This is a genomic window from Pseudomonas sp. FG-3G, from assembly GCF_901007645.1.
In the GTDB taxonomy this organism is placed as follows: domain Bacteria; phylum Pseudomonadota; class Gammaproteobacteria; order Pseudomonadales; family Pseudomonadaceae; genus Aquipseudomonas; species Aquipseudomonas rhizophila.
Genome location: NZ_CAAKGZ010000043.1, coordinates 15030 through 28276, shown reverse-complemented (window position 1 = coordinate 28276; position 13247 = coordinate 15030). Strand labels below are relative to the sequence as shown.

At 63.1% G+C, this 13247-nt stretch carries 7 protein-coding genes; 2 read left to right on the top strand and 5 right to left on the bottom strand.

Annotated elements, in window-relative coordinates:
• Positions 1–507: 507 nt before the first annotated feature.
• From PSEUDOMOFG3G_RS24995 to PSEUDOMOFG3G_RS24975, 5 genes are read right to left on the bottom strand one after another with little or no spacing between them, the layout of a single operon-like run.
• A complete protein-coding gene (locus PSEUDOMOFG3G_RS24995; protein ID WP_139048787.1) occupies positions 508–1464 on the bottom strand; it encodes a sulfotransferase family protein in 957 nt (318 codons plus the stop codon).
• Positions 1452–2237 carry an aspartyl/asparaginyl beta-hydroxylase domain-containing protein gene (locus tag PSEUDOMOFG3G_RS24990; protein WP_139048786.1) on the bottom strand — a complete coding sequence of 262 codons (786 nt, stop codon included), beginning with the start codon at positions 2235–2237 and terminating at the stop codon, positions 1452–1454. Before PSEUDOMOFG3G_RS24990 ends, PSEUDOMOFG3G_RS24995 begins: the two co-directional genes overlap by 13 nt.
• A 12-nt stretch (positions 2238–2249) precedes the next feature.
• On the bottom strand, positions 2250–3761 hold the full coding sequence (locus tag PSEUDOMOFG3G_RS24985) for a TolC family protein (RefSeq protein ID WP_139048785.1): 1512 nt from the start codon (positions 3759–3761) through the stop codon (positions 2250–2252).
• A gap of 40 nt (positions 3762–3801) precedes the next feature.
• The gene (locus PSEUDOMOFG3G_RS24980) at positions 3802–11040 is read right to left on the bottom strand and encodes an Ig-like domain-containing protein (RefSeq protein ID WP_139048784.1); all 7239 of its coding nucleotides are present in this window, start codon (positions 11038–11040) and stop codon (positions 3802–3804) included.
• Between the two features lie 53 nt (positions 11041–11093).
• Positions 11094–11939: a sulfotransferase gene (locus tag PSEUDOMOFG3G_RS24975; RefSeq protein ID WP_107321355.1), complete on the bottom strand. Its 846-nt coding sequence runs from the start codon at positions 11937–11939 to the stop codon at positions 11094–11096.
• Positions 11940–12246: 307 nt separating this feature from the next.
• On the opposite strand from PSEUDOMOFG3G_RS24975, the gene PSEUDOMOFG3G_RS24970 reads away from it, so the two are divergent.
• A complete protein-coding gene (locus PSEUDOMOFG3G_RS24970) occupies positions 12247–12834 on the top strand; it encodes a phage tail protein (protein ID WP_139048783.1) in 588 nt (195 codons plus the stop codon).
• 45 nt (positions 12835–12879) lie between these two features.
• Positions 12880–13191, top strand: a complete 312-nt coding sequence (locus tag PSEUDOMOFG3G_RS24965) for a hypothetical protein (RefSeq protein ID WP_139048782.1) — start codon at positions 12880–12882, stop codon at positions 13189–13191.
• Positions 13192–13247 lie beyond the last annotated feature (56 nt).

The following is a 13247-nucleotide window of genomic DNA, read 5'->3' as shown; positions in this document are numbered from 1 at the left end:
AGTGGGCATCCCGGCATGGATGCCGGGATAGCCGCGCTGGGCCATGGATGGCCCTTCGCGGCGGGCCCACGGAGCAATGCCTGCGTTCGGGCATGCCGAGCCTAGGCGAGGCACCGAGTGGTGGGGCAAGACCTTTTGGTTACTTTTGGGGCGTTTGCCAAAAGTGACCCGCCGTAAGGGCGGAACCGCCAGCAGCCGCTACCGCAGCAACGGATATGTACCCAGTCAACCAAATCCTGGCCGGCTATCAGGCCGCCATCGCGAGCAGGCCCGCTCCCACAGTTTGATCGACGTACAACCGAGAGAGCCAGGTCGGCTGTCAGGCCGCCTTCGCGAGCAAGCTCGCTCCCACAGTTTGATCGACGTACAACCGAGAGAGCTAGGCCGGCTGTCAGGCCGCCTCGGGAGCAAGCTTTGCTCCCACAGGGAATTGAGGGTAGTCGCGGATACTCAAACCAGCACAAAACAAATGTGGGAGCGAGCCTGCTCGCGATTGCGCAGGGTCAGTCAACATTGATGCCGGCCAACGCGCCAGGTTTCGAGCGCCTCATAGGACCCCTGCGCCCAATGCATCACCTGATCGCGCAGCCGTGACGGAGCCTCCCGACGCTTGTCCTCGCTATCACCGGCAAACGCCTGCCCCGGCTGCTTGGCATGCTGCCCCGTCATGGCAAACACTTGCCGGCGCTGGGCGTCATTCAGCCCGAAAAACACCGCCAGCCGCCCTGCCATCGCATCAGGCAACTCAGCGTAATTAACCGCCAGCCCGGCAAACTCATGGCAGTGCTCCAACCCCGCCTGCAACAACCGCCCCAGTCGGCGCGCGATGAAATCTTCCTGGCCGTCGAAGGGCAATCCGTCGTCCAACACGCTTGTCCCGATCATCCCCGGCACCATGTGCATGCCGGGACGACGCCAATGGGAAACGGCGATTTCCAAAGGGTCGCGGTACACGAACAACCAAGGCGTGTCGGGAAAACATTCGCGCAGCAGCGCCAGTTCACCGATGTTCCAGGCGTCAAGCTTGATCACCAGCCGCTGTTCCACGCCTCGGCGGCGCTGCCCATAGGCCGACATCAGCCCCCTGAGTGCCACGCAGCGGTCAGCGTGCACCATATCGCTGCGCAGCAGAGTATCCAAAGGCGGCGGTTCTGAAATGACGAGGTGGTCGTCCAGTTGTGCCAGCATCTGGCTGATCAATGTCGAGCCACAGCGGGAGGCATGGAAGATGAATGCACTCGGGGGCAGGCCTGGGCTTTGTTGCCTCCACTGGTCCAGGGCGCTCAAGGCTGTCTGGCGGCGGAACGCCTGATTGAAGGGCAACCGCAGGGCGTGTTCCACCGCGTCGCCGAAGAACGGTTGCGACAATCGCGCCTCACCGAACCAGCACCAGTCAACCCGCCACTGCCCCGCCCCTTGCCACACACGGATCGGCAGCCAGCCGTCCAGGTTCAGGCCTTCCACTGATCACTCCACTGCCGGCGACCGTTGCGCATGGCCGCCTGCAATTGCTCCCGGGTAACGTGCAAATCGCGTGCGGCAGCCATCGCGATTGCGCACTCAATGAAAGTGTCTACGTCATGCAGGCTCTGCAAAGTCCGGGCAAGTTGAGGGTCGGTTTCAACGAGCTGCTCAAAGCACACCAGATCACTTCGCTCAGCCACGATTGCCGGTGTGCTGAGCAGCCCGGCGGCGACCTGCCTTAGCAGCCAAGGGCTGGGGCGGCAATCGAGCACCAGATGAATCCGCGGCTGACTGCTGTGGTTATCGACGTGATGAGGCAGCGACAGATCAAGAAACCAGCATTCGCCCGCCGTCATCGGAATGCGTTGCCCATCCAGCCAGAAATCCACGCCAGGCGGGCTGAGCAGCGGCACGTGCAGGCGCAGATCGGCGTTCGCGCCACCCAGGTCATAATCGCGATGCTCGTGGATACACCCGCCGGGACCGAGTCGCAGCAACCGGGCCGAGACGATCTCCAACCGCCAGTCGCGCAACGCCTCGTGCCAACGGTCATCCTCTGACCAGAGCGCGCGCTGCACGGGCTGACCGCGCCCGGGAGACAACGGGGTCAAGGCATCGACCGCCGAAATCAGCGCCACGCCACTCCAGTCACCACTGTAGTACGCGCTGTTGAAGTGGCCTTGCCAATGATCGTCCTCAACGGCTGCCAGTGCCTGCAACAGCAAAGGCAGGTTCACCGTTACCGGCAACCGGGAAAACGCCGGGCGCACCATGTGTACGGCCTGTTACTGGGTCACCGCCGTGGTCGGCACCGCGATATCGCCCTGGGCCCACGCCGCTTCGCGGTTGGCCAACGCCGTGGCAATGGACTGCACTTGGGTCGATTGCACTTCATCGGGCAACGGGTCGAGGCCAGCGCTGGCAAAGATCTGGCCATAGGCGTTGCGCAGGTCGGCATAGGCCAGATCCCGCCGCAAGTCAGCCTGCAGCGTATTGAGTTCGCCCTGGATCAGGTCCAGCTCACCCAAGCCGGCGGCCTGATGGCGGTTGCGCAGTTGACCCACGATCTGCCCATCGATCTCCGACAGCTGCTGGCTGGTCTTGAACTGGCGCAGCGCCTCGCGGTAATTGGCATTGGCCACGTACAGCTGCGCCAGCACGGCGATCGACATCGCCTGGCGCCGCGCCGCCGCGACCTCTTCACCGGCCTTGGCCACGTTGATGGCCGCCGGGGCGGAGATCACGTTGAACAGATTCCAGGTGACCTTCACGCCATAGTCAGCCCAGCCCTGCTCCACCAGGAACGAGTTGCTGTCGTAATGCCCCCCAGCGGAGAACTCCAGCCCAGGTAATAGGCGCAGCATGGCCTTGCGGGTTTCAGCGGCGGTAATGCGCGTCTGGTAGTCCTGCTCGCGCAGTTCCGGGCGACTGGTCAGGGCTTCCTGTTCCAGGCGCGCGAGGTCGACCTTGAGTTCCGGGATGACGTACTCATCCTGGGTGGCCAAGGTCAGCTCGGTGCCCAGGGGCAGGTTGATCAGCGTCGCCAGTTCCGTCTTGGCCAGGGACAACGCCCGACGCTGCTCTTCGAGCTGGCGGGTGGCCTGGATCAGCGAGCGCTGGTAACCCAGTGCCTGCACCGGGTCGCCGATGCGTTGCTCGCTCATGCTCTGACTGTTGCCGCGGGCCGTATCGACTCGGACCATCAGGCTGTCGATCTGCTTGAGCAGGCGCTCGGCGGCCATGGCTCGCCAGTAAGCCGAACGCACATCCTGGACGATGGTGTTGATGACTTTGCGCCGACGCTCCTGCACGATCAGCCGCTGGTCCCCGGCCTGCTTGGCGCTGATGTAGCTCACGCCGAAATCGAGCACGTTCCAGACCATGGTCAGGTCGGCTACTTCGCGATCGCGGTCCTGGGAGGTCGACGGTTCCAGAGACTGGGTACCGGTTTCCACGCTCTGGCTGCTGGAAGCGCTGACGTTGTTGCGGCCCACGTAGCCGGCGTCCAGGGCCATGCGCGGCAGCATGTCGAAACTGGCCAGGTCCAGCTGACGCTTGGCCAGGGCTTCTTCCATGATCTTCAAGCGGCCTTCAAGGTTGTACTTCACCGCACGGGCCATGGCCTGGTGCAGGGTCAGCGGGCCGCTGAGGGGCTCCTGATCCTTGTACATATTCTGCAGATCGGTCCGGGCGCGCTGTTCGCTGACGCTACGCTCGATCGGCTCGCTGGTGACCGCACATCCGCTGACCGTCAACGCCAGCACACTCATTGCGAATAACTTCTGACTTCTATTCATTCCCTGGATTGCCCCTGGCTGCCCCAATTTTTTTAGTTGTTCAGGCCTGCGCCTGGCTCATGCCGACCTGTTGCAATGCCATTGCCAGGCTGTCGACCTGACGCTGCTCGGTGTCTTTGAGTTGTTGCAGTTGCTGACCCAGAGTTGGTGCGCCGAACACCCCGCGTACCCCTTGGGACACATCACCGCCCTGCATCGACTGGCTGTCGAAGGCGTCCAGCGATTCACCATCGGAACCGGCATCCTGGCTGAACAGACCGGCGATCGTGCTGCTGCCGAACACCCCGCCATCGCCACCACCGAAGCCCAGGAAGCCCTGGCCGGAGCCATCGCCCGCAGCATCGGAGCTGAATACCTGGGCGATATAGCTCGGCGCCAATGCGCCACGGTTGATGAAGATGTCGCCAATCGGCCGAATGCCGCCGCCCACGTCGCGTTGTTCAAACAGCGGTGGAAAGCCCAGCGGCGAGCCGAGGTCACCGGTTGGCGGCGTAAAGACAATCGGCTGCAACGGCACCTCGGAAGGCGGCACGACCGTGACAGGGTCGGACGTCAGGAACTCCGGCGGTGGCTTCACATCGTTGGGCACCACGGTGTCGATGGCGTAGTTGTTGGACACTGCCACGCTTGCCCCGGCGTTGCCCGTCAGGTCGCTGACGTTACTGGTGTCCAGGGCGATGAAATTGCTCGGGTCCGTGAGGTTCACCGTAGGCGTGAACGTTGCCGTCCAGGTCAGGCCGCCGTCGCTGGTGGTCAGGTTGGTCAGTTCACCGTTGGTGACGCTGAGGTCTGACAGATCGAAATCAGTCACCGGTTCGCTGAAGGTGAACGTCACCTGGGTCGTCTCACCCACCGTCAGGTTCGGGTCGGCGACCACGATGGTTGCCGTCGGCCGGGTGGCGTCGAGTGCGTAGTTGCTGGAAATGGCGATGCCCACGCCGGCGTTGCCGGCCAGGTCCTGCACATTGCTGGCGTCGAGCAGGATCAGGTTGGTGGCATCGTTGACGCCCGCGGTAGGCGTCAGGGTCGCTGTCCAGGTCAGGCCGCCGTCATTGCTGGCGAGGTTGGACAACACACCATTGGCAACACTGAGATCCGACAAGTCAAAACCGGACACCGCCTCGGTGAAACTGATGGTCACGGTGGTGCTCTGGCCAATGCCCAGGCTGGTGTCGCCCACTGTGATGGTGGCGCCGGGGCGAACCGTGTCGATGGCGTAGTTGTTGGAGTCCACCATGCCGACACCGCTGTTACCCGAGGCGTTGACCACACCGCTGGTGTCCAGGCTGATCAGGTTGCTGGTGTCGTTGATGTTGGTCGTCGGGGTGAACGTGGCCGTCCAGGTAACGCCGCCGTCGGAAGAAGAAACGTTGCTCAGCGTGCCGTTGCTGATGGTCAAGTCGCTGTTGTCGAAACCGCTCACCGCTTCCGAGAACGTAATAGTGACCTGCGAGGTTTCCCCTATCCGCAGCGCACTGTCGGCCACCACAATCGTGGCCGTAGGAACCCGTGTCTCGACCGCGTAGTTGGCCGAATCGGTGGAGCCCGTCCCGGTGTTGCCGGCCGCATCGCTGACCCCGGTGTTGTCCAGGCTGATCAGGTTGGTGGCGTCAGTCACACCCAGGGTCGGCGTGAAAGTCGCGGTCCAGGTCAGGCCGCCATCGTTGCTGCTGACAGCACTCAAGGTGCCGTTGGCAACGCTCAGGTCCGCGTTGCTGAAGCCGGTCACCGCCTCGCTGAAGGTGATGGTCACCTGCGCGGTTTCACCCGGTTTCAACACCGAATCGCTCAGCACAATGGTGGCGGTCGGACGCTGGCTGTCGATGCTGTAGTTATTGGAATCGGTCGTGCCGCTGCCGGCGTTACCCGCCAAATCGGCGACGCCGCCGTTGGCAAGGGTGATGACATTGCTGGTGTCGGTGATGCCAGCGGCAGGCGTAAAGGTCGCGGTCCAGGTGATGCCGCCGTCGCTGCTGCTCAACCCGCTGAGCGTACCGTTGGCAACGGTAAGGTCGGCGTCGGTGAAGCCGGTCACGGCCTCGCTGAAGGTGATGGTCACCAGCGAAGTCTCGCCGGCGGCAATGGCGGTGTCGGCCACGACGATGGTCGCCGTTGGGCGCACGGTGTCGATGGCATAGTTGTTCGAATCGGTGGTGCCGACGCCGGCGTTGCCTGAGACGTTGATGACGCCGGTATTGTCCAGGGTAATCAGGTTGCTGGTATCGGTAATGCTCGCGCTCGGCGTGAACGTGGCCGTCCAGGTAACGCCACCGTCGGTACTGCTCACGTTGCTCAACGTGCCGTTGCTGACGGTCAGGTCGCTGTTATCGAAACCGCTCACCGCCTCGTTGAAGGTGATGGTCACCTGGCTGGTTTCACCGATGCTCAAGGACGTATCGGCCACCACGATGGTTGCCGTCGGCACCTGCGTGTCGATGGCGTAGTTGGCCGAGTTGGTCGTGCCGGTTCCGCTGTTGCCCGCCGCGTCACTCACACCGGTGTTGTCCAGGATGATCAGGTTGGACGTATCCCGCACGCCGAGGGTCGGGGTGAAGACCGCGGTCCAGGTCAGGCCGCCGTCGCTGCTGCTGACGGCGCTCAGGGTGCCGTTGGCAACACTCAGGTCAGCGTTGGTGAAACCGGTCACCGCCTCGCTGAAGGTGATGGTCACCAACGAGGTTTCGCCAACACTGAGGCTGGAATCGGCCAGCACGATCGTTGCGCTTGGACGTTCGGTGTCCAGCGCGTAGTTGTTGGAGTCGGTGGCGCCAACGTTGACGTTGCCCGCCAAGTCAACGATGCCACCGCTGTTGAGCGAAATGACGTTGCTGGTGTCGGTGACGCCAGCGGTCGGCGTGAAGGTCGCGGTCCAGGTGATGCCGCCGTCGCTGCTGCTCAGCCCGGAAATAACGCCGTTGGCAACCGTCAGGTCGGCACTGGTGAACGCGGTCACCGCCTCGCTGAAGGTGATGGTTACCAGCGAGGTCTCGCCGGCGGCAATGGCGGTGTCGGCCACGACGATGGTCGCCGTTGGTCGCACCGTGTCGACGGCGTAGTTGTTGGAGTCGGTAGTACCGACACCGGCGTTGCCCGCGCCATTGATCAGGCCGGTATTGTCCAACGTGATCACGTTGCTGGTGTCGGAAATACTGGCGCTCGGCGTGAAGGTGGCCGTCCAGGTGACGCCACCGTCGGTGCTGCTCATGGTGCTGAGCGTGCCGTTGCTGACGGTCAGGTCCGAATTGTCGAACCCGCTGACCGCCGAGTTGAAGGTCACGGTGACCAATGACGTCTCGCCGATGCTCAGGGTGGTATCGGCAATCACGATGGTCGCCGTCGGTACGTTGGTGTCGACCTGGTAATTGTTGGAGTTGGTAGTGCCGGTGCCGGAGTTGCCCGCCGCGTCACTGACCCCGGTGTTGTTCAGGGTGATGACGTTGGAGGTATCGGTGACGCCGAGGGCCGGAGTGAAGGTGGCGGTCCAGGTGAGGCCACCGTCGCTGCTGCTGACCGCGCTCAGCGTACCGTTGGCGACGCTCAGGTCCGAGTTGTCGAACCCGCTGACCGCCTCGCTGAAGGTAATGGTCACCAGCGAGGTTTCGCCGACGCTCAGCGCCGTATCGGCGACCACGATGGTGGCGGTCGGACGCAGGGTGTCGACGGCATAGTTGTTCGAATCGGTGGTGCCGCTGCCGGTATTGCCCGCGCCGTCCACCACGCCCGTGTTATTGAGCGTGACCAGGTTGGTGCTATCGCTGACGCCCGCGCTCGGCGTGAAAGTCGCGGTGTAGGTGATGTTATCGCTGGTGCTCAGCCCGCTCAGGCTGCCGTTGGCAACGGTAAGGTCGGCCAGGGTGAAACCGGTCACCGCCTCGCTGAAGGTAATTGTCACCAGCGAGGTTTCGCCGACGCCAAGGGTCGAGTCGGCGACCACGATGGTCGCGGTCGGACGCGCGGTGTCGATGGCGTAGTTGTTCGAATCAGTGGTGCCCGTACCGACGTTGCCCGCCGCATCCGCCACACCAGTGTTATCCAGGGTGATGAGGTTGCTGGTGTCGCTGACGCTAGCGCTTGGTGTCAACGTGCCGGTCCAGGTGATGCCGCCGTCGCCACTGCTCAGGCCGGTGATCGTACCGTTGGCGACCGTCAGGTCGGCGGCGGTAAAGCCTGTTACCGCTTCGTTGAAGGTGATGGTCACCAGGGATGTTTCGCCAACGCTCAGCGCGGTGTCGGCCACAACGATGCTAGCGGTGGGTCGCTGGGTGTCGACTGCGTAGTTGTTGGAGCTGGTGGTGCCGCTGCCGGTGTTACCGGCCGCATCCGCCACACCGGTATTGGCCAGGATGATCAGATTGGTGGCGTCGCTGATGCTGGCGCTCGGGGTGAGCGTCGCGGTCCAGGTGATGCCGCCGTCACTGCTGCTCAGGCCGCTCAGTGAACCGTTGGCGACGGTCAGGTCGGCCAGGGTAAAGCCCGTTACAGCTTCGCTGAAAGTGATCGTCACCAGCGATGTTTCGCCGACATTCAGCGCGGTATCGGCCACCACGATGGTGGCGGTGGGACGCAGCGTGTCGATTGCATAGTTGTTCGAATCGGTGGTGCCGGTGCCAACGTTCCCGGACAGATCGGCAACGCCGGTATTGTTCAGCGTGATCAGGTTGGTGGTGTCGCTGATGCTGGCGCTCGGGGTCAGTGTCCCGGTCCAGGTGATACCGCCGTCGCTGCTGCTCAGCCCGGTGACCGAGCCGTTGGCAACCGTCAGGTCAGCGGTGGTAAAACCGCTCACCGCCTCGTTGAAGGTGATGGTCACCACCGAGGTTTCACCGACCCTGAGGGCGGTGTCGCTGACCACGATGGTCGCTGTCGGACGCAGGGTGTCGATAGCGTAGTTGTTGGAGTTGGTCGTCCCCACGCCGGCGTTGCCATTGAGGTCCGCCACGCCGGTGTTATTCAGGACAATGAGATTGGAAGTGTCGGTGATCGCAGCGTCCGGTGTGAAGGTGGCCGTCCAGGTGATGCCACCGTCGCTGGAGCTCAGGCCGCTGATCGAGCCGTTGGCCACCGTCAGGTCCGCTGCGGTAAAACCACTGACCGCTTCGGAGAAAGTGATGGTCACCAACGAGGTTTCACCGACCCGAAGGGCAGTATCGCTGACCACGATGGACGCCGTGGGCGCCACGGTGTCGTTGACCACGTAATTGTTCGAGTCGGTGGTGCCCACGCCGGCATTGCCGGCCAGGTCGGCAACCCCGGTGTTGTTCAGGGTGATGATGTTGGTGGTGTCGGCGATGTTGCTTGCCGCGGTCAGGGTGCCGGTCCAGGTGATGCCACCGTCGCCGCTGGTCAAGGTGCCGATGGTGCCGTTCTGCACCGTCAGGTCGGCCGCAGTGAGGCCGGTGACAGCTTCGGAGAAGGTGATGGTCACCAGCGACGTGCCACCGGAGTTCAGGTTGGTATTGGCCACCACGACGGTCGCGGTGGGCGGCGTCTCGTCCGGCACATAGTTGGTGTTGATGGTGCCGCCATCGCCGTAGACGTTGGCCACCGACGCCGGCGAAACACCCGCGGTGCCGGCACTGGTCCCACCCACGCCGCTGCCACCGACGTTGCCGGCCAGGGCGGCGAAGTTGGCGGCGGTAATCAGGATCGAGCCTTTGTTCCAGATGGCCCCGACACCGACGCCGCCGGCACCGCCCGTGTGGTTGTAACCACCACCAGCGCCACCGCCACCACCGCCGCCGCCCGCGCCGACGTTGTTGGAAATGACCGAGTTGCCGATGATTCGCAGGGTCGCGCCGGTGTCGTTGTAGATACCACCGACCGCTCCGCCACCGGCGCCGCCAATATCGTTATAGCCGTCGCCACCGCCACCGCCACCGATGGATAGCCCACCGCTGACGGCTGTACCGCCTGCGGAGCCCGTGCTGTAGCCCGGATACGCGGAACCGCCAGCCCCGCCGGTGGAGGAACCACCACGCCCGCCCATGTTGAAGAAGCCACCCCCGGCGCCGCCCTGGCCGGCCGAGCCGTTGGAGCCAGTGGCGTTGAGGGTATCGCCGCCCTTGCCACCGGTACCGCCAGTGATCGCGCCACCGCCGCCGCCACCGCCGCCGGCGTATTGCGGCGTGACACCACCACCGCCGCCGCCACCCGAAGCGGCGTTCGCGGTGACGGTGACGTTCCTCAGGGTCAGGGTGCCGGCGTTATAGATCCCGCCGCCCTTTGACACCAGCGCATCGTCGCCGCCATTACCGCCGTTACCCGCCACCATACCGCGAGTAATCACCAGGCCATCGAGGGTCGCCGTGGTGCCGGCCGTCACGTTGATAATCTGGGTGCGGTACTGCCCGTCGAGGGTGACGTCGGCCACGTTGTCATTGTTGAGATCGCCATCGATGGTGACGTTGCTGTCGACCACCAGCACCTGGGTCAATGCGACAGTCATGCCGGCATTGAACGTAACAATGTCACCATTCTGCGCAGAATCCAAAGCGGCGCGCAGAGAACCAATACCGGAATTGAGGTTGTTGGTAGCGGTCCAGGTGGCCAGGCCCCATTGGTACTCGCTCATGGCAGTGGCCGAGAGCACGTTGGCACTTTCGATGTTGCCGGTGGCGATTTCCAGGTCCCAGTCGCCGCCAAGGCCCGTGCGATCGATGGACGCCGCCACGTCGCGGCCGGTCAACTGCGCCAGTGAATTGACCAGGCTCAGGCCACGGTCACCTTCAGCGGTGTAGCAGCCATAGATCAGAATATCGCCACCGGCGTTCATGTCCTGGCCGATCTGCGCCAGCACCTCGCTGCGGGCCTCAACGTTGTCCGCCGACAGGTAGCTGCTGCCCAACCAGAGATCGCCGGCGTTGCCGTGGGCGATGATCTGCACCGAGCTGATGCCTTGGTGGGTGTCCAGGTAATCGGCGATCTGTTGCAGGCCGTCCTTGGTGGCGTCCAGTTGCACCACCTGAGTACCGGGCGCGACGCCTTCGAGCAGGCTGGCCGAGTCTTTGACCCGGGAATCGACAAACACCACGGCCTTGCCGGGCACAGCGGCCTGGGTGGCATCGGTCTGGCCTTGAGGCGCGTGGCTGTCTGAAGCCTGGTCAGCCGCAGGCGTCTTGGCCGCGTCTGCAGTGGGTTGGGCGTCCGCCTGTGCGGCATCGGCCACGGTCGCCGCCACCGCGCCGTCGAACAGCATTCGCGGCTCCAGGGACATGATCATTGGCGATGCCAGGGCCTGTGCGCCCTCGGTTACCCGCGATTTGCCTTTGCTCCACCACATGACGTTCACCTGGACTCGAACTTTTTAAACACGCAAATGAAAAAAACCGCGAATCAGTTGACCGCGGCGTCGGTTTTCATACGAATGACATTGGCAGCGCTGGCGGACCCATCGCGCCAGAACGACAACTCGGCATACTTTTCAAACAGATCCGGCGGCAACAAGGTCCGCCGGGCTTGCGGCGCGACCTTGGGCTTGACCTTGTGCAGGCCGGCAACGCCCAAGGCCTGGTCGAAGGCCGGTGCGTCGTAGGTCAAGTGATTGAAGTCGTGTTCGAACCAGGGCTCACCGATGAACTCGTACACCAGGCGCATCACCCGCTCCGGGGCCTGGCTCAACAGGTCGTAGTCGACGATCAACATGGACTCGGCGTTTTCGCCGTAATACGCCTCTTTGAGCGCTGTCCAGGCAAAGCCAACCAGGCGGTTGCGCTGGGCCAGGGTTTCGCAGCGGCTGTAGACGGTGTTGCGCTCGTCATCGTCATTGAACAGCTTGGTGTTCTCGAACGGATTGGCGCGGTAAAGCCGCTCCAGGCTGTCCAGCACCCAGGCGACGTTGCGCACGCAGGCGATGGTCTTGGCCTGGGGGAACAGGTCCTGCAACGCAGGCAAGCGGGCGCACCACTGGCGATTTGTATCGAAGATGACGGGTTTGTCGGCCTTGTCGGCGTAGTAGGAGTCGAACAGCCCGCGCAACAGGCGACGGCGCAGGTCGGTGTCGATCACCGAGCCAAACTCACTGCCGGCGCTGCATTGCTGCAGGACGCTGCTGAACAGCGAACCGACGGGGCTGGTCATGCCGGCATGAAAGCGCGGGTTCTGCAGCAAAATGGCAGAAAGCAGGGTCGAGCCCGAGCGCGGTAAACCGGAGATAAAGTGAAACTGCGGCAATCCCTTCACCTTGTTTGTATTCCATTTGTAGCGCAAAGCGTAGCTGAGGAAATAATCCGCGACTAGTACTACTTTGATATCAAACCCAGCCAGATCTGTAAAAAAGATGGACGGTATAGGCGCCATGCGAACCTGAATCGATTAAGCCACTGGACAACATTTTTCCTCCCTTCCAGCCCAGCAGAATGAAATATCTCGGTCTACGCTCAGCCGTGCGTGACCAGGCCAGGGAGTGAAGAAGTCGGGCTGATCGCAATCCTCTCCCTTGGTCCCTGTCGGCATTGCCAAACCAACAATCTGAAGGGATGAGGAATCTATGGAAGTCTTTATGGGCACCATCCAGCCGTTCGCCTTTAACTTCGCCCCCAATGGGTGGGCGCTGTGCAACGGGCAGACACTCGGCATTTCCCAATACCAGGCGTTGTTCTCCCTGCTCGGCACGTACTACGGAGGCAACGGCACCACCAACTTCATGCTCCCCAATTTGCAAGGCCGCACGCTCTTGGGACAAGGCAACGGCCTGGGCCTGACGCCGCGGGTCATCGGCGAAGTCGCCGGCACCGAAAACGTCACCCCGACGCTCAACAACCTGCCCACCCACACTCACACTATGGCGGGACTCACCGCCTCCACCACCCTGCAACTGGCGAACCCGGCCAGCAACCCGGTGAACACACCAACGGCCACCAATTCGTTCATCGGCACCTCGGGCACTGGCCCGGGCGCGGCGAATATCTATTCCGACCAGATAGGTGCCTCGCCGATCCCGGTCAAGGGCGTGAGCACCACCATCGACGGCACGATTTCCCCGACGGGCAGCGGCATGCCGATGGCGATCATGAACCCGTTCCTGGCGATCAACTTCAGTGTCGCCTTGAACGGTCTCTTCCCGTCCCGTAACTGATGAACAGTCGGAGGGCTGCGGCCCTCCGGCTTTTGGAGTGTCGACATGTTGCAACAGGTTCATAGCCGCCATTTTCAACCGCTGCTGGGCCAGACCAGCAGCCTGACCCTGCCCGACGGTAGCTGCCTGCCCGTGCGGTTCGAGTTCCTTGAGGAAACACCACGGGCGAAGATGCCGAACGCTGAGCGCATGCCGTTCAGCGTTGAATTCAACAGCCTGGAAAGCACCGACTTCGTGGATGGGCTGTGCGCGCTGGAAGTGCCCGATCTGGGGCGGATTGAGGAGGTGTTCGTGTCGCGGATACCGCCCATGGGACGGGATCCGGCGCTGGGGTATTTCTACATTGCGTTTAACTGAAGACTGATGATCCCTTGTGGGAGCGAGCCTGCTCGCGATGACGGTGGCATAGCCAA

Bases quoted from the DNA above. Each gene is read 5' to 3' on its own strand.
- PSEUDOMOFG3G_RS24990 (WP_139048786.1), bottom strand. From the start codon at position 2,237: ATGGTGCGCCCGGCGTTTTCCCGGTTGCCGGTAACGGTGAACCTGCCT.
- PSEUDOMOFG3G_RS24985 (WP_139048785.1), bottom strand. From the start codon at position 3,761: ATGAATAGAAGTCAGAAGTTATTCGCAATGAGTGTGCTGGCGTTGACG.
- PSEUDOMOFG3G_RS24980 (WP_139048784.1), bottom strand. From the start codon at position 11,040: ATGTGGTGGAGCAAAGGCAAATCGCGGGTAACCGAGGGCGCACAGGCC.
- PSEUDOMOFG3G_RS24970 (WP_139048783.1), top strand. From the start codon at position 12,247: ATGGAAGTCTTTATGGGCACCATCCAGCCGTTCGCCTTTAACTTCGCC.
- PSEUDOMOFG3G_RS24965 (WP_139048782.1), top strand. From the start codon at position 12,880: ATGTTGCAACAGGTTCATAGCCGCCATTTTCAACCGCTGCTGGGCCAG.